Here is a 24,308-nt window from a genome sequence, read left to right as displayed (position 1 = left end):
CCTCTCACATCTTATTCTTATAGTACCGTTGCGTGACATAGTATGCCAATTTTCTACGCTTCCTGTCACTGTCGATCAAGCCCTTTCTATTGAACCCTTCCTGATATCGGTTCAATCTCCTGACAGCCCTGAAATCGTAGAATATCCAAGGCGTTGTTCCCCTTACATAGGGGGTTTTCTCGAGAGTGGCAAACTGCTTCTCATACAATGCTTCCTGAAATTCCTCACTCCACATGGTATCTTTGGTCCCATGATACCCAGCTCTGGCCCCTCCTCCAAACTCAGTTATGATGAAGGGTTTCATAATGTCTGTATTGTTTAGAATGGCCAAGAAATCGGAGAAGTTGGGCTCATACCATCCGTAATACTCGTTGTTTCCAATAATATCCAACTGATGCATCAGGCGGTCCTCCAGCTTGAGCTTGGTCTTATTGACCATACAGGCTGCACTGACAAGCCGTGTGGCGTCCGTCTCTCTTGCCTTCTGTACCAGTGAGGTCATGAAGGAGAGTCTTTCATCGGTATCAGGGTTCTCATTACCTACCGACCAGATAATCACACTCGCACGATTATAATCCCTCAGGATCAACTCGGAAAGTTGGTTTTCAGCATCGGCGTAGGTCTCTCTATTGGAGAAGTTGATCGCCCAATATACCGGGATCTCTTCCCAAAGGAGAACCCCCAATTCATCGGCAATCCTGGCAAACAACCGGGTGTGAGGATAGTGGGCAAGACGGAGAAAATTACCATGCATCTCTTTCAAATCGGCAATAGTTGCACGGATTACATCTTCATTCGTCGTCTTTCCCAAGGTAATGTGGTCCTCATGGACACTCACACCTTTCAAGAAGATTTCTTGGTTGTTCAAGAGGATTTTTAGGCCATCCACACGAATATCCCGAAACCCAATGGAATCAATCAGCTGGTCTTCACCATATCTCACCTTGACCGTATAAAGCTTCGGTTTCTCGGGGGACCAAGGAACAAGATCTACAGGGAAGGTGACATACCCCTTCCCCTGTTTGATGGGAATCTCCTGCTCCACCCCCAGTTCCTCAATCATATAGACAGCAGTCCCATCTATTGGAGCATCCATTGTCAACGATGCAAATACCTTCTCGAGGGTACCCGGGACAAACTGGCTCTGGAATGATTTGATGAAATTCTTTGGAGTTCTCACCAGCATTACATCCCGGTAAATACCTCCATAATTGAACCAGTCGGTGTTATCCATCGGAACGCGGTTTGGGCTTCTGGAGGCATCGACTGCGATAATCAGTCGGTTCTCTCTTTTCAGGGCATCGGTTACCTCGACAGAGAATGGCGTAGAGCCGCCATCGTGCATTCCCCTATGCTCCCCATTGAGGAATACATAGGTTCGGTACGCACTGCCTTCAAAGTGTAGGAATACCCGCTCATCCTCATTCTCTGGTAAGTAGGAGAAGGTTCTTGCATATAAGCCAAGCCCCTCATAATAGTACAGGTCATCTCTCTCTGTGTTCCAACTGCTGGGGACAGGGACCACCGGCCATGCATCAAAATCAAAATCAACAGGCAGTGGACGTCCGTCTTCACTTACCGTACGTTCTTGGAACCAATGAGCTCTTAGGCAAGTTTCATACGGGTCAACGGTGAAGTGGTAGGGACCGTTGAGCGATTCGACTTGCCTTCCTTCAATTCCAAGCAACGTGCCGCTATCAATACGTAACGCCTCATACTCACTTCGGTAATCCACTGTGTGGATATCATGATCGAAAATATCTGCCTTCGCCATCACCTTCCCCCTTTCTTGCTGCTCATACTATACCACACAGCAGAAGCAAAAAAAGGAAGAACGCTTAGGGAAGTGCGTGTGTTACCACAGCGTACCCGATACCACTAATGGCACCTAAAATGAGTAAGGCAATGGGTCCCAAAGGGATTTTTCGACTGTTCAAACAGACGAAGGCAAGAATAAATACGATAAGTGCGAAGAGGTCAACCTGACCCATGTGCCCTATCGCAAGCTGCAACAAGGAAAGTCCAGCGGTAAAGATGGCGGCAACTACTACCGGACGTACCCCTTCGAGCACACGTTTGAGCAGCGTCTGTTCCCGATACTTTGCGTAGAGATGTGCGAGCAGCAACATAATGATGACCGATGGTAGGATATTTCCAAGGGTAGCCATCACGACGCCGGCAATTCCTGCAACCTTCATTCCTACAAACGTTGCAGAGTTGATGGCAATGGGACCGGGGGTCATCTCAGCGATTGTTACCAAGTCAGCAAATTCCGTTGCGGTCAACCACCCATGAATGTCGACAGTCTGTGCTTGGATAAGAGGCATGGCTGCATACCCGCCACCAATGCTGAACAAACCTATCTGGAAAAAGCTGAAGAAGAGCGTAAGGAGTATACTCATAGCTTCTTCTCCTTCTGGAGCAGGATTAAGCTCTGGATGATCGAGAAGGCTACGATGCTTACCATTACCAGCATGATGTTTACCTTGAAGATAAACAATGCACTGAAACTCAGGACAAAGAGGAGGATTGGGAGCAATTGCTTCTTCTTCAGCAATGGCCTGAACAAGGCCCAGGTGACCTGCAGGACAATGGCCGCAACAACTGCCCGCATTCCATGAAAGGCTGCAGCAATCCAAAGGTTATCCTGCACGGCCTTGTAGCCAAGGCTGACCAGAGTAAGAATCATCATGGGAGGAAGGATGGTCCCCAAGGTAGCAACCAACGCCCCAGGCACACCAGCTAGATGATACCCCACCATCAGGGAACCGTTGACAGCAATGGGACCAGGGGAAGACTGGGCGATAGTGATGAAATCGAGCATCTCTTCATCGTTAATCCAGCCGAGTTTTACCACCATCTTCTTACGCATTAGACTGATGATGACAAAACCACCACCAAAGGTGAACAGACTCAGGGAGAATGTTGTCCAAAAGAGTTTAAAGAAGAATTTCAGATTGATCTCTGGTCTCTTCTTATGCTCACGAATCAGCGCCTCAGCCATCTCTCCTCCTACAATGCAAGCATCTGTTTAGCAACCAATTCAAGCCTTTCTATAGCATAGGGAAAGAATATTTTCATGGAAGCACAAAAGCGATACCCTTCCTCACTACGATACCGTTTACAGCCACCTCTGCAAAGGGCTCTCCAAGGACAGGAAGCACAGTCATCAATTGAATTGGGAGAGTCCTCAATGAATCGAAGGATAGATCGCTTCTTGTCGAGCGATGCAAACTCATCTCCTGTGATATTACCGAGGCAGTAAGAATCGAGACAGTAGAAATCACAGGGATAGATATCTCCATTGCTCTCTGCTACATACTGGATAGAGCATACCCCCGCCATATCGCAAGCCTCAGGGGGATAACCGGCTATCATCCCAACAAGGTTATCAAAAAACCTGACTGAGACAGGCTTCTTTGCTTGGTAGGAAGAGAACCAGAGATCAAAGAGATCCTTCAGGAACTGTCCATAAGCGGAGGCAGAGAGAAATTGTTTCTCTCCCTCCAGCATATCCATACATGGGATATATTGTTGGTAAGTAAGTCCATGTTCCACGAAATAGGGATAAGCCATGCCAATATTCTGTGCCAATTCATTGGTGACTACACTCAGAATATTGAACTTCACCCCTTCCTTCTCCAAGTACGAGATAGCCTGCAACACGCTCCTACCGCTTTTTCCCCCGTCCCTATCTTTTCTATGAAGGTCATTAAGACGAGGAGGCCCATCGAGGGAGACTCCTACCAAGAAATCATGTTCTTTGAAAAACCTTGCCCACTTTTCATCAAGCAGCATGCCGTTGGTCTGGAATGCATAGGTAACCAGGCAGTCTTCCTTCTTGCTTGAAGCAACTTTGCTCACAAAGTATTCAAAGAAAGGAAGACCCGCTAGAGAGGGTTCTCCACCCTGAAATACGAAGGAACAATGTTTTGCTGTTTCCAAGCACTTAGTGATGATTGCATCTGCCACGGTGTGACTCATCAATGGACGAATACCCTCCTCTCGGGTATCTGCCTCATCAAAATAGAAGCAATAGTCACAGCGAAGATTGCACGCAGCTGAGGCTGGCTTGATCATCATGGTAATGTGTGCTCTGCGTGTATCCATTGGTTATTGTATATCCTGTTACGCAATTCTAGGCAAGCAACCGTTAGCAACTATCAATTCTACTAAGCCGATACCTGCGTCCTTTCTTATCTCCCTCTGCTACCAAGAGAGACTCACAAACCATCTGGGAGAGGAGGTCATAGGCTCGGCTTCTATTTACCTCCAGCAAAATACATACCTGTTTGTTGGTGATAAAATCTACTGTTTATAAAAATGTGAGTATCTTTTGTCGTTGCTGTTGTGCCTTATCACCGGTATTTGGTTTTATCACCGGTTTATTGAGATTATCGCAGGTATTATCATCTTTATCACCGGCAAGTAATGCATCTTCTAGTAGAATACGCGACCTTTCCATTTCTCATGAGTAGGAAATCGTGGAACAAGATCGCGGTGGCCTACTTACCATCCGTTTTGTCCGTAATTGCTTGCGGAATTCCGTAGGGGAAACATAATGAAACTCCTTGAAGGCCTTGGAGAAGGCCAGCTCATCATCAAACCCTACACAATGGGCTACTTCTCCAATGTTCATATACTTCGAGACCAAGAGACTGGCTGCATGTTCCATACGTACCGTATCAAGAAACTGTTTCGGAGAAACTTTGTAAACTTCCTTGAAACAGGAATAGAGGTAGTTTCTGCTGATGCCTATCTCATTAGCCAGGTCTTGGATTTTTATGGATTCTGCAAAATTCTCCATAATGTAGTGATACACTTTCCTCGCATACTGCGCAGACTGCAAGTTGCTTTCGCTCCCGATAACTCCTTGCGCTTGATAATCCTCAATCAGATGGGCAATAAAGTGAAAAAAACATCCGTTTCTACGTAACTCGTTGGTAAACGTAAGATGATAAGTCTCAATCATACCTTCAATATCATGCTTGAGGATGCTCTCATTCCCTACACTTCTCACCGGATGCTCAAAGGAGAATCCTGCCATAGCCATACTCTCCTCCGACATCAAGCCGGAAAAGCCTACCCACATATAGGTCCATGGGTCATGCCGGTCAGCCGTGTACTGAGCAGAAATCCCAGCAGGAATTAAAAATGCTTGGTGTTCTCCCAGAACATACTCTTTTCCTTGTATCTTCAGGACGCCCTTCCCGCTGCTGATGATATGGATGAAACTCGTATCCCTGATCTCGGGACCATTGTTGTGTAAGGGAGAACACTGTTGGATACCGCAGTAGGAGAGAGCAAGGTCAATGGCAGACTTCTTCAAGCCATCCAACCCTACAAAACGGGCAGCTTTTATCAGAAGTTCATTCTCTGGCATAGTCCCTCCTCTCCTACCTAGTATACACCAAGATTCCTTTTGTCTTGAAATTTATGTATCAAGAAAGGCAAAACCCTAGCGATACAACTCCATGAATGTTCCATGAGCTTCAATCATCTCATCACACATTTTGACAATATCATCAATTGAAAGCTCTGCAGCAGTATGAGGATCCAGCATGGCAGCATGATAGATTGCTTCCTTCCGCTTGCTTACAGCAGCTTCGATTGTCAACAGCTGAACGTTGATATTTGTCATGTTCATCGCAGCAAGCTGAACCGGCAGAGGCCCTATATGACAGGGATTCACCCCATTTCCATCAATCAGGCAGGGTACTTCGACACAAGCTTCAACGGGAAGATTATCGATTAAGTGTGTATTAAGAACATTCCCGTTTATCTTGTACGGTATATCGGTTACCACAGCCTCCATAATATGTGAAGCATATTCTAGTGATCGCTTGTGAGTTATGGTTGCCTTGTTGAGAATCCGTTTTTTCTCCTCAGCCCAATCTGCTATCTGGGCAACACAACGCCGCGGATATTCATCCAGTGGGATGTTGTAGTCCTCTATCAGGCCAGGGTATGCCTTCTTAATGAAGAATGGGTTGTACTCTGCATTATGCTCGCTAGACTCAGTACAGTAGTACCCGAAGTATTTTATATACTCATAGCGAACCATGTCATCATGCTTTTCTGCCTGATTCTTTCTCAACGCACGCTTCTTGATTTCAGGATAAAGATCATTGCCTTCCCTGTCATGCAGGCTTAGTAACCAAGCCATATGGTTGATTCCTGCAATCGTCTCTACACGTCCCTCTAGCTTGTCCTCCATGCCAAGCCCTTTAAGAAGTGTCTCTGAGCAGACCTGTACACTGTGACAGAGCCCAACATTCTTTACTCCCGTATAGCGTTGCATATAGCCACTGAGCATGGCCATCGGATTCGAATAATTTAAAAGCAGGGCATCAGGGCAAACCTCTTCAATCGCTTTGGCAAACTCATTCATGACGGGAATGGTTCTCAAGGCACGCATAATTCCACCGATGCCCAAGGTATCTGCAATAGTCTGGTGGAGACCGTATTTCTTGGGAATCTCAAAATCAATGACCGTGCTTGGCTCATACCCCCCAACCTGTATAGCGTTGACGATGAAGCGCGCTCCCTTGAGCGCTGAACGTAAGTTCTCCAGCCCAGGATAGACTACAATCTTAGCCCTTCCCCGATTGATACTCTGGTTCATTGCTTCCAGAATGGCTCGGGATTCCTCCAAACGTTTTGGATCAATGTCATACAATGCCATTTCTGCTTCTTGCAGTACCGGTGTACCAAGACAATCCCCCAACACGTTACGTGCAAACACCGTGCTACCAGCCCCCAAAAATGCAATCTTCATCCTATTTCTCCCTTATATATGGATTTACATCCAAGCAAATATATATACAGGCTATCTCATTCAATAGCTTGACAGATTCCGTGAACTATTGACTATCACTTACAGCTTTCCTCCCGATGTTGCGATACCTTCGATGAATTGCTTTTGGAAGATAAAGTACAGGACAATCATCGGTACGCATGCAATCAGGGACGCTGCCATCAGCTCAGGATAATTGGAGACATATTGTCCTTTCATCTTTGCTAACGCTGAAGCCAAAACCAGCGAATCTTTGGATGTATTTACAATCATTGGCCACATTAAATCCTTGTAGGCAAATACAGCCGTGAATACACTCAAAGCAACCATACAGGATTTGGTCAATGGTGCAAGAATAAACAGGAATGTCTTACCGATAGACAGGCCATCAAGCTTGGCAGCTTCTTCCAAATCTTTAGGAAGTATCTTATACGCCTGACGCATCAGGAATGTGCCGAAAGCAGTTACCAATCCGGGAAATACCAGAGCAAAGATAGTATTGGTCATTCCCATCCTGCTGATCATCTGATACTGGGGAATAATAAATATCTGGGGAGGTATCATCATCTGTACCAGTACCAAAGAAAAAGCAAGGTTAGAACCCCAGAAACGTAATCGCCCAAATGCAAATCCAGCCATGCTTGCCGTCACGATTGCACATAATATCCTGAAGGCAATCATAAGCAACGTATTCTTGTACAGGTTCAGAAAATTATTGGTGGTAAAGACCCTTGTAAAGGCTTCCATACGGAGCTCAGAGGGAAAGAAAACAAATGGATCAAGTTGCACAGCCTCACCGACGGTCTTGAACGAGGTGAGAATCATCCAGAGAAAAGGAACAATCATGACAAGCGAAACAATAATCAGCACGCCATGCATGATAATTGTGGAAGGTAATGATTTTCTTCGCATGACGTACTCCTAATTATAGTGCACCCACTTTCTCTGGGCTATCATTTGCAATGCTGTGATGAGCATGATTATCAGAAGCAATACCACCACGATGGTGGATCCATACCCCAAGTCTCTTTCAACGAATGAGGATTCGTAAAACAGGAAGACCAAGGACTGTGTTTTATAGAGTGCGGGGTTGGATCGTTCCATCACCATGAAAATGGTATCAAACACCTGCATGGCAGCTATCATCCTGGTTACAATGACAAAGAACAGGATGGGACTAATCATAGGGACCGTTATGTGGAGGAAGCTTTGCACTGCACTTGCACCGTCCAAGTCAGCCGCCTCGTAATAATCTTTTGGAACCTCCTGCAATCCAGCGAGGAAGAGGATCATATTATATCCGATATCGGACCAGATACCGATGATTGCAATGGAAAATACTGCAATACTTGGATTTGATATCCAGTTGATATCCAGATTAAACAGGTTGTTGATCAATCCAAACTCTGAGTTGTACAACCAGCGCCATACCATTGCGATTGCCGCTGGGGCTACCACCATCGGCATGAAGTAAATCGTCCGATATACAGATCTGCCTATAATTTTCCTATTCAACATGACAGCAAGTACCAAGGCAATGAAAACAGAAAAAGGCACCTGTGCGATGGTGTACTTGAGTGTATTGATAATTGACTGGAGCACAGCTTCATCTGAGAACAGTTTCTGGAAGTTCTTGAATCCAATAAAAATATTCCCTCTCCCAAAATCACCTGTCTTATGGAAACTTTGGTAGATGGTAGCAATCATGGGGATAATATTTAGAACCAGTAATCCGATCACCGTGGGAAGGATCAAGGCCCAACCCCAAAAAAAAGTGTTCGTGGCTGTTGCTGAGCGTAATGAACGATGTTTCATACACGTATCCCTTACAGTATCCCGGGCAGGAGCAATTACCTACCCGGGTATTCTTTCTGTGAATTCTACTCCTCAGCAAGAATCTCATTCATCTGTCTTGCAGCTTCCTTACATCCAGCTTCCATGGTCATCTCCTTGGACCATACCTTCAGCATGACATCAAGTACTGCATTCTCCCACTTCACAGTATTCCGTGAGAAGGGACGAATAACCATGTCATCCTGCATGTTCAGGTACGCCTGAAGATTGAACTGGGGAACACTGTTCTTCCACTTCTCACTGGTGTCCTTGTATGCAGACATGGTGATACCGAGCTCTGCCTGTTTGAGTTGTCCTTCCTCAGACCCGAAGTACTCAACCAGTTTCCATGCATCATCGGCACGAGGAGTATCAGCTGAGATTGCCCAACCAAGACCATTATAGATTGACGCTCTGCGTCCGGTTTTCTTATTCAACGGAAGCATGGCAACATCACAGTTGTTATAGCTGTACTCATTATCACGGAAGGCAGCGACCATCCATGAACCTTGCATAGTCATGGCCGTCTTTCCTGACTGCAGCAGTACATCCTCACCACTCTCACTCATGACATGCTGAGGAGGCATCAGATCTTCATTAATCATCTTCTCCATCCATTTCATCGCCTCAATGGTATTCGGATGATCCATGCCTGACTTGGTCTTGTCTTCAGAGATTACATATCCGTTATTGCTGTAAATCAGATTGTACCACCCTGCTTGGTTGTTTGAGTTCACATTGGTAAACCCATAGACAGATCCATCAGCCTTTGTCAATTTCTTTGCAGCTTCGTATAGATCGTCCCAGGTCCAGTTCTCATCAGGATAGGCAACTCCTGCTTCATCAAACAATGTCTTATTATACCAGAGTGCAATGGTATCGATATCCTTGGGAACCGCATAATACTTCTTGTTGTAGGTATACAAACTCCAGATATCCTCTGGGTAATTGCTTGGATCGATGAGGGAGCTCTTTGCGATTCTGTCGGTTACATCGAGCAACATGTCGTTGGACATATAGCGCTGGGATTCATTGGAGTGCATCCAGAATACATCAGGAAGAGACCCGCCCTGTGCTCCTGCGGAGAGCAGTGTCCAGTAGTTGTTCCAATCAACAACTTGTACCTCAGCTTTGACGCCTGTCTTGGCAGTGAAATCATCAATAATCTGCCTGATACCAGGTTCCTGATTTGAGTCCCAAATCATGACTGACAAGGGCTCAGATGAGCTGGCAACAGCCTTTTTCTCTGCATCTCCAGCAGCGAACAAGATAGCACTTGTCACTATTGTGACAACCAGAAGCAAAACAATCCTTTTTTTCATAAAAACCTCCTAGGTTTAATGGAACCAAGTTAATTACCTATGCATTCTGTTCATAGAGAACAAATATCAAAAATTTTTAGTAAGTAATTACTTAGCATTACATTAATCCTAGGATAGTTTACAGATAATACCATGTAGAAATGTTACGAATACATGTAAAAATGTTCATAGTACAAACAGCATAATGAAGAAAAGAGACTTAACAGTTTGTGGGAAATACCTAATTCTTTCTATCGTCTTAGTTTATCAATTAACTCACAACAAACCAGATACATTCTTGGAATATGGAATGGTCCTTTGTACATATTTCCCTTTAATGGTGTGGAAAGTGAGTTGTCTCGATGGAGATACCCAAACCACTCGCCATACTCTTCATCGAGAAAATGAGTCTTGATGTATTTGTCTACTTGTTCAAACTGATGCAGATACTCCTGCTTCCCATTCATACTGTAGGCAAGTAGGTTTGCAATGGCTGCTTCACACTGAGGCCACCAGAATTTCATGTCATGCCAGTACTCGGTTGCACTCTTTCCCAGGGCATCACGGAAGTAGATGATCCCACCATACTCCCCATCCCAACCACGGGCAAACATCCAGTCCAGCATCGTCATACCAAGGTGCGTAAGTTCGGCATCACCACCCCGCTTCTGCGCTTCAGCCAGGATGAACCATGCGCCTTCAATAGCATGCCCTGGGTTCAACAATCTGCCTTCGAAATGATCCAATTGCAACGTCCCATCAGGATTACACTGCTCTACAACCACCTTAAGCTCTGGACGGACAAAGAAGACCTCAATCTCCTTGATATACCCATCTATGGAACGAGTCAGCTCCTCGCTCTTCTCAGGAAGCGCCTCTCTCAGCTCGCTGACGGTATTGAGAAGAATCATGGGAAGACCAAAACCCTTGCTCTCTCGCTCAAACTTGGGTACCAGTATTCCAGGTTCGTTTATATATGATTCTACCTTCTTGAATAGATCATATGCTTTCTTTGCATATTCAGGTTTATCAAAAGCCCTGCTATAGGCAGCAAAGCCGAGGATGGCAAAGGTCTCACTGAATACGTAGCGAATGCGCTTCACTACAGGATTCCCCTCTTGGCTCACCCGGAAATACATGCGTCCGTCAGAGGGGTCGAAACAGTGATTTTCAATGAAAGATACCAAGGAATCACACAACTCGCGGTATTCACTCCGATTCTCCATCTGACGGTATGCTGTTGCATATACCCACAGTGCACGGCCTTGGAACCAAACCGACTTATCAGTCTCAAGCAAAGTCCCATTACGGTCTAAACCTGTATACAAGCCACCATGTGCTTTATCAAACCCATATTGGAGCCAAAAGGGCAATACACTCTCTAGAAGTGTGTTTTTGTAGTCATGATAGAGTTGGTCAAATTTCTGATTCATAGATATATCCTCATTTCTTGTATTCTACTCCTTGATGAGTGCATTGTCATTATGATTCTTTGAAAAACTGCTTCTTGATTTGCCCCTCCTCCTATGCCATGATAGCACCATGCATACAAAACAGAGTTTAATCAGAGACCTGGAACAGATGGGTCTTGACCCAAAAGGAACGGTACTAGCCCACTTCTCATACAAGAGCTTAGGCGAAGTTGAGGGAGGCCCCCAGACCGTAATCGATGCCATGGTCACCTATATGAAAGATGGTTTGATGGTATTTCCCACCCATACCTGGAACACAGTAAACAAGGATCAACCCTATTACAGTGTCAATGACACAGAGAGCTGCATCGGCATCATCCCAGAGTTGGCAAGAAAGGATGGACGAGGCCATCGTAGTGCACATCCAACCCATTCGGTAGCAGCGTTCGGAGCAGAAGCAGAAGCCTTCATTGCCGAGGATCATAAGCAGAATACTCCCTGTGGCCGTACAGGATCGTGGGGTAAGTTGCTTGACCGCAATGCAACCATCCTTTTGGTGGGAGTGGGACTCAATCGGGACACCTTCTTCCATGGGGTTGAAGAGTGGCTGGATATTCCCCTCAGGCTGAGCGAAACGATGAATATGCTCTTCACCAGACTTGCTGATGGCACACTTATTCCTACCCCAGTCAAGAACCATACAGCACAAGTAGGAGAAAACTTTCCTCGAGTGGAACCCTATCTGAGAGAAAAAGGCATACTCAAGGAAGGAACGCTTGGGGATGCAACAGTACGCTACCACAAGACCCAGCCAGCCTATGAAGCTGTGAGGGATTTGTTGCTGAAGGATCCAGATCTGTTTGGGGTACGATAGCTCTGACAAAGAGGTTTTACTCAGGAAATGCTGAACTCTCGCTGATCACCAAGTGCAAGGGAGTAAACTTTCTTGCACCCTCAAGAGAGTGTTTTTCCAACATTTGAGAAAGATACTCCACAGCGAGTGATCCAAGTTCAAGGCGCTGGTTCGACCAACGCGTCCAGTGCTCATGCCCACCTAACCAGTCATCTTCCAGCACAGCACCCCAGACATCCTGTCCAAGCTTCATCCCCATACGCTGTAAATCGCGTTCAAAAGGATCCAGCAAGAAGATACGGTCAAAGACAGCCACCTGACACTCCTTGACCAGGTTAAAATCATCATGACTCAAACGGTAGTGCTCATCAGCATCAACCACATGAACAGTGACCCCCCGCTTCTCGGCGGCAGCAAGCAAGAAGGATCGCTTATCCTTTCTCGGTTCCCGCTCTTGTTCCTTCGTCTCAACATATACAAGGCACTGTTTCCGACATACAGAGACGAGATGGTCAATCATCTTCTCAATGACCTCTTGGTAGGCGAAAGTCACCCAATGGGTATGTGCTTCGGCAACCTCGCGTCTTCCGACAAACACCAAGGGGAAGTGGGCTTTCACCAAGCGTTCAACGCCCTTGTCATCACGGTTTACACCCATCATGACAGCACCATCAGCAAGCGCAATTCTGCTTGAGTTCTCTTCAGTAGGCCGGTTGTTCAGGATCAGGATGTCATACCCCAACTTTTCGGCAGTCTCCTGGATTCCCACAAAGAACCGATAGTATTCATTCTCCGACTCTACGGGAAACATCGGCTCATAGGTAAAGACGGCAATCAAGGTAGTTGATCCACTCTTGAGCTTTCTTGCTGCCATGTTGGGTACATAGCCCAACCGTTCAGCACACTCAAGAATTTTCTCCTTGGTCTGTTTCCCAACCCTGATACTCTTGCCGTCCTTACCATTGAGAACAGCAGAGACTGATGCATATGATACATGGGCCTCTCTGGCGACATCTTGCAGCGTGACCCGTTTGAACGTCTTCATCCTAAAAATGCTCCTGCAGTACGCAGTTTAGCATGTAAAACGTCCAGGGGTATATGAAAAAGGTCCTTTCCTGTCTCGATGGCTACTGCAACTGCGGTACCAGCTCCCTGCCCGATAGCTCCACTGGAGGGACTGACGCGGAGGCTTGCGTGTGCTGCGAACTCACAGCTGATGTTCCTTCCTGCGGCCAATACATTACTCACCTGTTCATTGAGCAGGCATTTAAGGGGGATGGTGTAATACCCCCCATCCCTGAGGAAGCGGGAGTCAGTTGCAGCCCCGTCAGGAGAGTGGATATCGATGGGATACCCACAAGCTGAAATGGCATCATCAAAAACTCTCTCAGAAAGCAGATCCTCTACAGAGATCCTATAAGACCCTTTCAGACGGCGAGAACTTCGCACCCCGATACGTGGTCCACTATAGGTCATTCTTGCCTGCTCAAAGCCTGGGATATGTTTCTTCAGGAACCCATACAACTCCCAAACCTGGCGCCGTCCCTCAATCTCTGCTTCACTGAGCTGGATGGGATCAACTGGATTCTTTTCCAAGACCCGAGTCATATTCACGATGACCTCATTCTTGGCATTGGTCTCAAAACAGAGCACAATATCTCGATCAAAAGTAATTTCTCCTGTTTCCATGCCTTGGCGCATGATATCCTGGAAACCGGAAAAGGAGAGTCTGCTTGCCCTATGCTGAATTCCTGGGTTTGGTGCTAGGAAAGGGAACAGCTCGACATTTGTGTCCATCAAGTTCCTGATCGTCTGGATATCGACATCAACAAGCTTGAAGTTCATCGTCATTGGCTGATCCTTGCCGTCCTCTTCTCTGCCCTGTTCGAAGGGGATGCCTGCCATGGCAATCAAATCTGCATCCCCAGAAGCGTCAATGAAATAGGAAGACGAGAGAGTAAAGAGGTTTCCAGCGCAGAGACAGCTAATACTCTTCAGCATTCCATGATCAGTTTCTGCCTTCACAATTGTGGTATGATAGAGCAACTTCACTCCTGCTTCCTGGGCCATCAATTCCAACTCTCGTTTCATACCTTCAGCATCGAAAGGGGTGACTGTGTAGGTATACCCCGTAGAATCAGGGATATGCCCAACAGAGAGACCTTTTGCCATCAAACGCTGTATCATCTCATCGGGCAAGCCACGAACCACCTGGGTTTCACCTGCATGAAATGTCATCATGGGACCTGTTCCACCGGCAGTGAGACTTCCCCCGAGGAAGCCTTCTTCCTCGATGAGCAACACGCTGAGGCCTTGCCTTCCGGCTGCAGTAGCTGCCATGCTACCGGCAATTCCTCCGCCGACAACAATTAAATCATAGTGTGTATCATAGAGTGCATTCATGTAATTATCCTTATTTATTTCAATCCCGTGTTTACCATGGCATCGGTGACTTTCTGCTGGAACAGCAGATAGACCACCATAATCGGGAGAATCGACAGGGTAGTTGCGGCCAACTGCAAATGCCATTGAGGTAACCCATAGGTATCATTGAAGTTGGTCAAAGAGAGTGGGAGCGTAAAATTTTCCAGGGAACTGATGAATACCAGTGGCTCCAAATAGGTATTCCAAACAGCGATGAATGCCAGAATGGCAACAGAACTGAGTACAGGGGTGGCAACTGGGAGCATAATCTTCAAGAAGATGCCCAGAGGGTTCAACCCATCGATTCTCGCAGCCTCTTCCAACTCATTAGGTACCGTTACATAGAACTGCCTGAGCATGAATGTCGAGAAAGCTCCCTGACTACCAAAAATTGGCAACAACATCAGGGGAACCAAGGTATCCAAGGCGCCCCATCCCCGCATCTGGAAGAAAAGGGGTATGATGGTTACCTCGATAGGCATCATCAGTGCTGTCAGGAGAAGCAGGAATGCAGCATTACGTAAGGGGAACCGCATTCTCGCAAATGCATACCCTGCCAATGCTGCAAGCAAGACATTGCCTGCAGTCCCTACGAAGGCAACAGCCAACGTATTGAGGTAGTGCCGTGCAAAGGGCTGAACAGTAAAAATATCAAGATAATTCGAGAAAGCCCAAGAGGTCGGAAGCAATCTTGGCACACCAAATATCTCAGCACTACTGTTGAGTGAGTTCACAACCATCCACCAGAATGGATAGACGAACAAGAGGGTCAGCAATGCAACAAGCAAGGCATAGGGAGCCTGTTTCAAATACTTACGATTCATAGAAGGAGATCCTTTTTCTGGAGAACCACTGCAGGGCGGTCAAGACGAGTACAATAAGAAACAGTACTACAGCCAGGGCTGATGCAAAGCCTGTATCGAACATACGGAACGCCTGATGGTAGATATAGTAGACCATTACCATGGTTGACCCCTCAGGTCCCCCATCGGTCATTAACTTGATGGTATCAAAGACACGCATCGATCCTATGATGGTAACGATGGCAACCATCATGACAGTGGGCATCAGCAGAGGAAGCTTTATCTTGAAAAAGAGCGTAAAACGCTTTGCTCCATCAATACGGGCTGCCTCAATGACATCGCCTGGCATATTAAGCACAGCACCCATGAAGATGAGCACGTTCATTCCCAAGTTCTTCATGACCCTGTTGACGATTACACTGGCCATCGCCCACCCTTTCTCAAAGAGCCAGTTCGGTCCTTCTATTCCTATAAGTGAGAGGAACCAGTTAATCGGTCCTGCGTCCCCTCCTTGCAAGAGATACTTCCAGACAATTGCCCAGGCCACCCCACTGGTGACCACAGGCAAAAAGATGATTCCCCTCACAAACCTGGTTCCCATCTTCCCACCCCCAAGATAGAGAGCGAGCAAGAGACTGAAGATCAGATTGAGTGGTACCACACCTGCACTGAAGATCAAGGTATTTACCAGTGACTTGGAGAACAGCGGGTCTGCGAACAGCAGGCGAAAGTTCTCAAGCCCGTTAAACACACTTGTTCCAAAGAGCAGATTCTTCTCCTGTACACTGTACAGGAACACCGAAACCAGTGGGAGCAGGACGAAGAACACGAATCCTGCCATCTGTGGGGTTATGAATGCCCATCCAATGATGGCATCCCGCCGATGATTTGCTTTCAAGGAATGTTGTTTCATTCGTCCATACTCCTACCCACCTTACTTACTATTTGATGTACTTTGCGTAGACTGCAGCAACCTCATCAAGGATAGCACCTACATTTGCATTCTTCTGCCAGAGCTTGTCAAATACCATCTTCGATTCCACCTCAATCTGGGGATACTTCACATGACTGGGAAGTACACGACCGGTCTTGATGGATGCAGCAACTGCATTCTGCATTTGCTCCTTGCTTACACTCTTGTTACTGGTGAGGAATGCCTCTGATTCAAGAACAGACTTTCTTGCTGGTGGCCAAATACCACTCATGGCAGCAACTGAGTCCTTGTTGGTCATGTAGGCAACCAATTCACTGGCAAGAGCCGCCTGCTTACCCTTGGAGTGGGCACCGATGGCAGCCTGACCAATAACAGGGGATTTCCCTTCAGGACCGGAAGGCATTGGGGCTATTCCCCATGCGAATGAGGCATCATTAAGCTTGGAAACACGGCTGATCTGACCAACGGTCATGGCAGCATTCCCTGCAAAGAAGTCACTCTGGTTCCCTGGAGGAACAACAGAAACATCCTGGTAGACCATGTCATGGAAAAGCTGTACAGCAGCGACAGATGCATCACTGTTGATCAAGACCTGTCCATCATCGGTCCAGAAATCACCACCATAGGAACGGACAATTGGTGCAAGGTTGTGGAGGATACGGGCATCATAGCCCTGTCCATCAACTGTCTGGAATCCCCAAACACCGGTCTTCTCCTTGATCGTCTTACTTGCCATCTTGAAGGCTTCCCAATCCCAGGCACCCTCTGCTGCATACTGCTCAGGAGTTTTTACCCCGGCCTTGGCAAAGAGGTCCTCGTTGTAGAGGATGAAGAAGGGAGAGGTTGAGAAAGGTATTGCATACACATTCCCATCCTTGCTCCACAGCTCAAGAGCATCACTGGAAATATCCTGGGGGTCATAGGCTTTCATGCCATCATTCAGATTGGCAAGTAATCCACTTTCGATGAATGCAGGGGCCGCTGTTTCAAGAACCCAGAAGAGTTCGGGACCATTCTGGCCTTGCAGTTCCAAGGAGAGCTTGGTGTTGTACTCTGCGAAGGGAATGGATTCGAAAGTTGCATCAATCTCGATGCCCTTCTGTGCAGCAAACCCCTGTACAAAGGAGTCAAGCAATGCAATCTGATCAGGGTTGCTGGTCCATGTAGCGATAGTCATCGATACAGGACCGCTAGGAGCAGCTTCTTCCTTAGCGCCAGCAGCAAATGCCATACCCATGGCAAGAAAGAGAACGAGCAGAAAGGTCAGTAGACGTACTACTCCCTTCGTTTGGTTTGTTTTCATACAATCCTCCTAAAGTGTTTGATTAATCATTTAATCAGTCACTGTATGGTACCCTCCGTTTGGACATCCGTCAATAAAAAAATGCAACTCTCCGAAGAAAGCTGCATGCAACAAGAGATATATCTGTATTAAGCTAACAGTACCAGACTCAGTGCCATGACCATCATACCGGCAATAACACCGGCAATTGCAATATGGTGTTCCCCATACTCCTCGGCAGTTGGCAACAGTTCATCCAAGCTGATATAGACCATGATACCTGCCACTGAAGCGAAAACAAAACCAAAGGTGATATCATTGAACCACGCTCGAAGGAGAAAAAACCCGATGAAGGCCCCTACCGGCTCAGCGAGGCCACTGAGCAAGCTCAACCAGAAGGCTTTCTTCCGGCTCTTGGTTGCATAATAGATGGGAGCAGCCACTGCCACCCCTTCAGGAATATTATGGATTGCGATAGCTACAGCAATGCTGATACCCAAGCTTGGGTCGGAAAGCCCTGCCATGAAAGTAGCCAAGCCTTCGGGGAAGTTATGGATTGCAATGGCAAGCGCGCTGAAGAAACCCATACGCATCAGGCGGGCATCATCGCCTGCCTTCACTGGTTTCAAGTCACCAGGAACGCCTTTCATCTCATGTGGGTTCTCATATTCAGGAATAAGTTTGTCAATGATGGCAATAAGGGCAATACCGGCAAAGAATGCAATACTGGTCATCCAGTACCCTTGTTTCGGCCCCATTGCTGACTCAAGAGCCTCGCGAGCCTTCACAAAGATCTCGATCATGGCCACATAGATCATAACTCCGGCTGAGAAACCAAGAGCACCAGCGAGAAACCTTGGATTGAATTTCTTGGAGAAGAAGCTCATCAGAGAGCCAACTCCTGTACCCAACCCTGCAAAAATGGTCAATCCAAAGGCGACCAGAATTGTTGAAGTAGAAACATCATACATAGCGAGAATCTCCCGACATTGCGTGCGATACCTAACCCTATCACGAGCAGGAATTCAGAGCAACAGGAACTGATTGACTGCAGGAGAGATTCCCAGTAGCGTAAGCATACAACAGAAGGAGTGAACTCAGGTGAGCAAAGAACGTAGCACCCATCTCTTCAATTCAATAGCTCCCACCTACGGTCTGTTCTTTCGCTACCAGAAGAAGCGGTATACGAAGAACATCCTAGGGATGAAAGACACCATTGATCTCTCTTCTTACAACAGCATAATCGATGTTGGCTGTGGTACCGGAGCCTTTTGCAGCGCCCTTGCAGACCTAAATCTTGAGGTAACCGGTATAGATCCAGCATCAAGGATGCTTGCAATCGCAAAAAAGAAAGCCGGCAGGGACAATATTACATTCCAGGAAGCAGATGTATTGGATGGGCTCCCCTTCCAGGACAACCAGTTCGATATTGCCATTGCCAGCTACGTCGCCCATGGAATGGAAAGGGAACAGAGAAAGAAGCTCTACAGAGAGATGAGCCGTATTGCCAAACACCTGGTGATCATCCACGACTACAACAAGAACCGCGCTCCCCTTACCAGCCTTATTGAATGGCTGGAAGGAGGTGACTACTTCCACTTCATCAAGCATGCAGAGACAGAGATGCGTGACTGTCTCTCTGAGATGAAGCAGTGCTTCAGGCAGGTGGAGGTTATCCCGATTGCTGAGCGTGCCAATTGGTATATCTGTACTCCTAACTCATAATCATGGACAAATCAAGGATGGTATAGAAACAGGTATACCCACAACCAAAACGATACGAACAAGACCTTTACACCACTAACTCTCAGCAATACAAGAATATCGATTCTTTTTACAACTTATGCCAACCCTTTCACTGTTCCATACTGGCTAAAAACAGGAAAAGGAGCAGCATATGAAAGAAAAACAGGAAGAGACAAAGGCAGAACGAACCAAGGTCATAGTCCTCAGTGGATTCGCCCTGGTGGTACTGTTCATCTTCGCCTTCGGCTGTTATGGATGCAGTTATCAGCCGATCACCCCTCCCGACCCGGAAGAGGCAGTTGATGTAACGGTCCGTCTCATCGGGTCGAGCTGGGTTCTTGATGATGCACAGGGCACACAAGAGGGATTGGAGGAACTACACAATATGGTCCTGGATTCCATTGTATTCAGTGATCGCCAGAGTAACCCGGATGAAGAACTCTCACTCTCATTGCAGTTTGCTGATGTCCCTCCTCTCTCTGGTGCTCTTATATACCAAGAGGAGGAAGGCTTCTTGCTTTCCATCGAAAATTCTCCTTACCCAGTAAGTGTCGTGTACTCGCAAAGCAAGGATGGCAAGACCGAAACGCTCACACTCAAGGGCCAAGAAAGCAACATTCAGTGTTACTACTTGAAAAAATAATCATTTATGCAGATATTATGAGTAGAACGATTAATCACTGGCACTCGGCCAATGCTTGATCGTTCAATAAGGATAGATGCATATGACACAATATATACCACAGGACCTGCTGTTCTACTCAACGGACCAGTCGGTCATGACCACTCCCTTCCTGATAGAGATGCTTGACTCAGCCTTGATAGAGCACATCCAGATGGGAAACGTTGAAACGGCCTACGGGGTACTGGAAATGAGTATCAACCTGACCCAGACCCTGGAGGACAACACCTTGAGCGAAGCTGAAGGGAAAGACCTGCTTCAAAGGGTAAAACGGGCGATGAGCAAAGGTAACATTGCCCAGGCAAAACAACACATGGTGGAGTTTGCCTTACGGTAGAACAGAATCATCGTGAAATAGGAAGGGGGTCTTTCGCCAACGCGAGAGCCCCCCTCTTCTTTCTCTTCACTGTCTTGTTATCTTCCGATACTGTAGTACTCCACCCCGGCTTCCAGCATTGCCCTGCTGTCAAAGAGGTTTCTCCCATCATACACAAGAGCTGTCCTCATCAAGGACTTGAACGCTGAAGGTTCCATATCCCTGATCTCCTGCCAATCGGTGAAGATGAAGCAAACCTGTGCTCCCTTTAGGGCATCCTCAACTGTCTGGGCATACTCCATCGAAAATTGATACTGACGCTTGCAGTTCTCTTCAGCCACTGGATCGAATGCTGTGATCTCTGCACCTTGCTCCAGCAGGAGCGGGATATTGTAGACCGCTGGAGATTCACGTAGGTCATCAGTACCTGACTTGAAGGCCAAACCCAATACCGCGACCTTGATACCGCTAAAGGTGATCATACGATTGGCAGCCTTTCTGTACAGTTTGTAGCGCTGTTCATTGTTGACATCCACGGCAGCGGTTACCGTTCTCAGGTTGTAGCCATACTGGGCGGCAAGGTATTGCAGTGCCTTGGTATCCTTGGGGAAGCAGCTTCCTCCATACCCAATACCAGCCTTCAGGAAGCGGGAACCGATGCGTTTGTCGTAGCTCATGCCAAGGGCTACATCCTCTATATTTGCACCAACAAGTTCACAGAGGTTTGCCAGGTCATTCATGTAAGAGATCTTGAGCGCCAGGAAGTCATTGGAGGCATACTTGGTCATCTCTGCACTTCTACGACTCACTGCCACGATGGGGAGATTGAAGGGTGCGTACAGTTCTCTGAGTATTGTCTCAGAGTGCTTGTCCTCGATCCCAATCACAATACGCTGGGCATGCATCATGTCATGTACTGCCGTCCCCTGTGCAAGGAATTCTGGATTGGAAGCAACCTCAATACGAACGGGATGAACCAAGGAGTCCTTGATGAACTGCTCGACCTTGTCGTTGGTACCGACAGGAACTGTCGATTTGACCACAACCAGGCAGTCACGCTCAACGCTCTCGGCAATCTGCCGTGCAACTGATGCCACATAGCTGAGGTTTGCCGACCCATCAGGAAGCTCCGGGGTCCCTACCCCAATAAAGATGACATCAGGATCACGGTAGGCACTCTGGTAGTCAGTGGTAAAAGAGAGAAGCCCCTTTTGGAGTCCTTCCTGGAGAAATTCCTCCAAATCGGTCTCATAGATGGGACTGATGCCCTTGTTCAGCATCGCAACTTTCTGTTCGTCGATATCAACACAGGTTACCTGATGCCCTACATGGGCAAAACAGACTCCTGCGACCAACCCTACATATCCAGTCCCCGCAATCGTCAGACGCATAGGTTCTTCCTCCAAACTTCCTTGTAATGGTAAGAGCTGCATTACGCATCTCGGTATAGTATAGTAACAGAATCTGGAGGGAAAAGACATGGAAACGTACAAAACAGCGACAGTTCAGTTCCAGCATTCACCTGGGAATAAAGAGGATAATCTTGAAATCATTACTGCTTATGTTGATGAAGCCAGGAAAGATGGTGTGAAGCTCATCGTATTCCCAGAGATGTGCATCACCGGTTACTGGCATGTAAGGAACCTCAGTAAAGAGGATATCCAGTTACTCGCAGAGCCAGTTCCTAAAGGTCCTTCCACCCAGAAGCTTGTACAACTGGCGACCAAATACAAGATGACCATCGGTGCAGGACTCATTGAATCGGCAGAGAATGGATCTCTGTACAATACCTATGTAGTAGCTCTCAGTGATGGCTCAGTCCACAAGCATAGAAAACTGCATACATTCATCAGCGCCCATATGGAAAGTGGCAACTCCTACACGGTATTCGATACCCCGGAGGGAGTACGACTCGGGGTACTTATCTGTTACGACAACAACATCATTGAGAATGCTCGCATGACTTCCCTCCTAGGGGCAGAGGTTCTACTTGCCCCACACCAGACGGGGGGATGCAACTCGGCAAGTCCGAAGGGGATGAAGAGAATCGAAGTACAGCTCTGGGAAGAGCGAGAGACCAGAGAGGAAGAACTCTTGGCAGAATTCCAAGGCCCCAAGGGTCGAGGTTGGTTGATGCGATGGCTTCCCTCCCGTGCTCATGACAATGGTATGTTCCTGCTCTTCAGCAACGGGGTGGGAAGGGACGATGATGAGGTCAGGACCGGAAATGCCATTATCCTGGACCCCTATGGAGAAGTCTTAGCTGAATCGAAAGCAATTGGCAATGACATGGTAATCGCAGAACTCGACCTTTCTCTCATACCTACCAGTAATGGCAAGAGATGGATGAAGGCAAGAAGACCTGAGCTCTACTCCCTCATTGCCCAAAGGACAGGAGAAGAGGAAGAGACCAGGAAGGTTCGATTCAGGTACGAATGATAAGATTCCATGCAATGTGAACGTTCTTATTCGCTTTAGAGTCAGGCATAGTGATACGGTGCCTGTTTGGCTTCACTCCTGAGAAATTCAATCAAGGTCCCGACCCCTGTTCCCAGTTGGTTTTGCAACTGTTCAGCGTCGTGAGGGAAAGCTTTGGAATGAGAGATGGCAATATGTACTTTCCCACGGAAGAATTTGTTGAACTGAATTCTACTCTTATTATACCGTCCTCCCAGCTTTTCCATCAGGTAACGCTCTGTTTGGGTTCGGCTCCCAATCTTTTTGTTTTCCAACAATAATGCATGGTCATATTCCGAGAGGTCGCTGTAATGGAGCAATAACCACAGCTCAAAGCAGGGGTTGGTGATACAGAGATGGAATCCAGTCTCTCTACAAAGAGCCAGCATCGCTTCATATTGGAATTCCTTAAAACTATGCATATCACGGTCAACAATAATTGAGACGTGATCGAGCTCTGGATGATAATGATTGCTCTGACTGAGTATCTCAACGGTCTCCTCAAAGATATTCAAAGGATTGCTTCCGGTATTGGGACCATGACGGAGAGGTATCATCTCTACCAAGGGGGAGATACCCAATTCAGAGGAGTATTGCATCAGACCCTTGAAGTACTGGTATTCAGTGCGTCTCCCCTCACAGGCAATGAAGAACCTGCTTCTTGGTGCATATTGTCGTCCACCTTGCGCTGACCGCTGTCCGAAGGGTTGTCCAATTCTCATTCCTCATCCTCCCCGGGAAGATAGAGGCTCTCAAAGAAAGGTACTCCTCCATAGCGACCATTCAGGTAGGCATGTTCAAGATGAGCGTCAAACTGCTCCTGGAATTGGTCGAAGGGGTAGATGATACTCGCTCCTTCCTTGTCCTTCTCGACAAAGAAAATCTCATCACGACGCAGGAGTCTCAAGTTGAGAAGAAGACTCTCATGGGTGGTAACAACCAACTGCACGTTCTTTGTCTTGGCCAATTCAAGGTAGTTTTTCACAAACTGCAGTGTGAGTTTTGGGTGCAGGGAACGGTCAATCTCATCAATGATCATCACACTTCCCTGTTCTGAAGTAACCAATACAGAGAGTAAATCGAGTAGCCTTCTTGTTCCGTCAGACTCTTCATCATAGTTGAAGTACGTCTCTTTATGGGCAAATCCTATCTCAGAGAATCTCAAGGTTCCACTCTCCTGTTCCATAAGAAACAGGCGTGAACCTATTTGCAGGCGGTAGCGGGTTTTCCCCCTACGGGCTCTCTCCTTGTCTGCCTCATATTGCTTTCGATATGCTGGAAGTATCTGGGTTGAAACATCCTTCTCATCCACATGTTCAAATGTGATCTCTGAGATACCTGTAGAAAAATGGGCAATTGCATTGCTTACACTACCCCAATCCTCAATGGGAAAGGCACTATATCCAGTGAGAGCACTGGTGGGATTAGTCAGGGTGAGATGGTCAAACCAACCCTGTACTTCCCCGAGT

At 47.1% G+C, this 24,308-nt stretch carries 24 protein-coding genes; 5 read left to right on the top strand and 19 right to left on the bottom strand.

Annotated elements, in window-relative coordinates:
* Nucleotides 1–4: 4 nt before the first annotated feature.
* The 10 genes from JF818_RS15225 to JF818_RS15180 all read right to left on the bottom strand — a co-directional run bounded on the left by JF818_RS15225 (nucleotide 5) and on the right by JF818_RS15180 (nucleotide 11,363).
* Nucleotides 5–1,774, bottom strand: coding sequence for a glycoside hydrolase family 2 protein (locus JF818_RS15225; RefSeq protein ID WP_198892878.1), 1,770 nt, complete (start codon nucleotides 1,772–1,774; stop codon nucleotides 5–7).
* Nucleotides 1,775–1,838: 64 nt separating this feature from the next.
* Complete coding sequence (locus JF818_RS15220; RefSeq protein WP_198892876.1) at nucleotides 1,839–2,402, bottom strand: chromate transporter; 564 nt, start codon at nucleotides 2,400–2,402, stop codon at nucleotides 1,839–1,841.
* Nucleotides 2,399–3,004 carry a chromate transporter gene (locus JF818_RS15215; RefSeq protein ID WP_198892874.1) on the bottom strand — a complete coding sequence of 202 codons (606 nt, stop codon included), beginning with the start codon at nucleotides 3,002–3,004 and terminating at the stop codon, nucleotides 2,399–2,401. The genes JF818_RS15220 and JF818_RS15215 overlap by 4 nt, the downstream gene beginning before the upstream one ends.
* An 8-nt stretch (nucleotides 3,005–3,012) precedes the next feature.
* The gene (locus JF818_RS15210; protein ID WP_198892873.1) at nucleotides 3,013–4,110 is read right to left on the bottom strand and encodes a radical SAM/SPASM domain-containing protein; all 1,098 of its coding nucleotides are present in this window, start codon (nucleotides 4,108–4,110) and stop codon (nucleotides 3,013–3,015) included.
* Nucleotides 4,111–4,468: 358 nt separating this feature from the next.
* Nucleotides 4,469–5,383, bottom strand: a complete 915-nt coding sequence (locus tag JF818_RS15205) for an AraC family transcriptional regulator (RefSeq protein ID WP_198892872.1) — start codon at nucleotides 5,381–5,383, stop codon at nucleotides 4,469–4,471.
* A 75-nt stretch (nucleotides 5,384–5,458) separates the two neighbouring features.
* Entirely contained in the window at nucleotides 5,459–6,778 is a 1,320-nt protein-coding gene (locus JF818_RS15200; RefSeq protein ID WP_198892871.1) for an alpha-glucosidase/alpha-galactosidase, read from the bottom strand.
* A 99-nt stretch (nucleotides 6,779–6,877) separates the two neighbouring features.
* On the bottom strand, nucleotides 6,878–7,708 hold the full coding sequence (locus tag JF818_RS15195) for a carbohydrate ABC transporter permease (protein WP_198892870.1): 831 nt from the start codon (nucleotides 7,706–7,708) through the stop codon (nucleotides 6,878–6,880).
* Between the two features lie 9 nt (nucleotides 7,709–7,717).
* Nucleotides 7,718–8,611 carry a carbohydrate ABC transporter permease gene (locus JF818_RS15190; RefSeq protein ID WP_198892869.1) on the bottom strand — a complete coding sequence of 298 codons (894 nt, stop codon included), beginning with the start codon at nucleotides 8,609–8,611 and terminating at the stop codon, nucleotides 7,718–7,720.
* A 65-nt stretch (nucleotides 8,612–8,676) separates the two neighbouring features.
* Nucleotides 8,677–9,951: a sugar ABC transporter substrate-binding protein gene (locus JF818_RS15185; RefSeq protein WP_198892868.1), complete on the bottom strand. Its 1,275-nt coding sequence runs from the start codon at nucleotides 9,949–9,951 to the stop codon at nucleotides 8,677–8,679.
* 230 nt (nucleotides 9,952–10,181) lie between these two features.
* The gene (locus tag JF818_RS15180) at nucleotides 10,182–11,363 is read right to left on the bottom strand and encodes an AGE family epimerase/isomerase (protein ID WP_198892866.1); all 1,182 of its coding nucleotides are present in this window, start codon (nucleotides 11,361–11,363) and stop codon (nucleotides 10,182–10,184) included.
* 109 nt (nucleotides 11,364–11,472) lie between these two features.
* Between JF818_RS15180 and JF818_RS15175 the strand changes: the two genes are divergently transcribed.
* Entirely contained in the window at nucleotides 11,473–12,216 is a 744-nt protein-coding gene (locus JF818_RS15175; RefSeq protein WP_198892865.1) for an AAC(3) family N-acetyltransferase, read from the top strand.
* A gap of 16 nt (nucleotides 12,217–12,232) precedes the next feature.
* On the opposite strand, the gene JF818_RS15170 is transcribed toward JF818_RS15175, so the two are convergent.
* The 6 genes from JF818_RS15170 to zupT all read right to left on the bottom strand — a co-directional run bounded on the left by JF818_RS15170 (nucleotide 12,233) and on the right by zupT (nucleotide 18,609).
* On the bottom strand, nucleotides 12,233–13,240 hold the full coding sequence (locus tag JF818_RS15170; protein WP_198892864.1) for a LacI family DNA-binding transcriptional regulator: 1,008 nt from the start codon (nucleotides 13,238–13,240) through the stop codon (nucleotides 12,233–12,235).
* Nucleotides 13,237–14,598, bottom strand: a complete 1,362-nt coding sequence (locus tag JF818_RS15165; RefSeq protein WP_198892863.1) for an FAD-dependent oxidoreductase — start codon at nucleotides 14,596–14,598, stop codon at nucleotides 13,237–13,239. The genes JF818_RS15170 and JF818_RS15165 overlap by 4 nt, the downstream gene beginning before the upstream one ends.
* A gap of 14 nt (nucleotides 14,599–14,612) precedes the next feature.
* Nucleotides 14,613–15,443 (bottom strand): carbohydrate ABC transporter permease, encoded by an 831-nt coding sequence (locus JF818_RS15160; protein WP_198892862.1) that lies wholly within the window; start codon nucleotides 15,441–15,443, stop codon nucleotides 14,613–14,615.
* The gene (locus JF818_RS15155) at nucleotides 15,433–16,335 is read right to left on the bottom strand and encodes a carbohydrate ABC transporter permease (RefSeq protein ID WP_198892861.1); all 903 of its coding nucleotides are present in this window, start codon (nucleotides 16,333–16,335) and stop codon (nucleotides 15,433–15,435) included. Before JF818_RS15155 ends, JF818_RS15160 begins: the two co-directional genes overlap by 11 nt.
* A gap of 28 nt (nucleotides 16,336–16,363) precedes the next feature.
* Entirely contained in the window at nucleotides 16,364–17,659 is a 1,296-nt protein-coding gene (locus JF818_RS15150) for an ABC transporter substrate-binding protein (RefSeq protein WP_198892860.1), read from the bottom strand.
* A gap of 128 nt (nucleotides 17,660–17,787) precedes the next feature.
* A complete protein-coding gene (gene zupT / locus JF818_RS15145) occupies nucleotides 17,788–18,609 on the bottom strand; it encodes a zinc transporter ZupT (RefSeq protein WP_198892858.1) in 822 nt (273 codons plus the stop codon).
* Nucleotides 18,610–18,739: 130 nt separating this feature from the next.
* On the opposite strand from zupT, the gene JF818_RS15140 reads away from it, so the two are divergent.
* The 3 genes from JF818_RS15140 (at nucleotide 18,740) to JF818_RS15130 (ending at nucleotide 20,403) form a co-directional block, all read left to right on the top strand.
* Nucleotides 18,740–19,363 (top strand): methyltransferase domain-containing protein, encoded by a 624-nt coding sequence (locus JF818_RS15140; protein ID WP_198892857.1) that lies wholly within the window; start codon nucleotides 18,740–18,742, stop codon nucleotides 19,361–19,363.
* 172 nt (nucleotides 19,364–19,535) lie between these two features.
* Nucleotides 19,536–20,027 carry a hypothetical protein gene (locus JF818_RS15135; RefSeq protein ID WP_198892856.1) on the top strand — a complete coding sequence of 164 codons (492 nt, stop codon included), beginning with the start codon at nucleotides 19,536–19,538 and terminating at the stop codon, nucleotides 20,025–20,027.
* Nucleotides 20,028–20,109: 82 nt separating this feature from the next.
* Nucleotides 20,110–20,403 (top strand): hypothetical protein, encoded by a 294-nt coding sequence (locus tag JF818_RS15130; RefSeq protein ID WP_198892855.1) that lies wholly within the window; start codon nucleotides 20,110–20,112, stop codon nucleotides 20,401–20,403.
* Nucleotides 20,404–20,480: 77 nt separating this feature from the next.
* Here JF818_RS15130 and JF818_RS15125 read toward each other — a convergent pair whose 3' ends face one another.
* Entirely contained in the window at nucleotides 20,481–21,773 is a 1,293-nt protein-coding gene (locus JF818_RS15125) for a UDP-glucose/GDP-mannose dehydrogenase family protein (RefSeq protein ID WP_198892854.1), read from the bottom strand.
* Nucleotides 21,774–21,861: 88 nt separating this feature from the next.
* Here JF818_RS15125 and JF818_RS15120 point away from each other — a divergent pair, with 88 nt between their 5' ends.
* Nucleotides 21,862–22,821: a nitrilase family protein gene (locus JF818_RS15120; RefSeq protein WP_198892853.1), complete on the top strand. Its 960-nt coding sequence runs from the start codon at nucleotides 21,862–21,864 to the stop codon at nucleotides 22,819–22,821.
* Between the two features lie 41 nt (nucleotides 22,822–22,862).
* Here JF818_RS15120 and JF818_RS15115 read toward each other — a convergent pair whose 3' ends face one another.
* Nucleotides 22,863–23,561, bottom strand: coding sequence for an RloB family protein (locus JF818_RS15115; protein WP_198892851.1), 699 nt, complete (start codon nucleotides 23,559–23,561; stop codon nucleotides 22,863–22,865).
* On the bottom strand, nucleotides 23,558–24,308 hold a 751-nt coding region (locus JF818_RS15110; RefSeq protein ID WP_198892849.1), incomplete at its 5' end, for an ATP/GTP-binding protein. The genes JF818_RS15115 and JF818_RS15110, both read right to left, overlap by 4 nt.

The organism is Sphaerochaeta sp. S2 (genome assembly GCF_016406725.1).
GTDB lineage: Bacteria > Spirochaetota > Spirochaetia > Sphaerochaetales > Sphaerochaetaceae > Sphaerochaeta.
The sequence above is the reverse complement of the archived record's forward strand: the minus strand, read 5'-3'. Positions and strand labels throughout refer to the sequence as shown.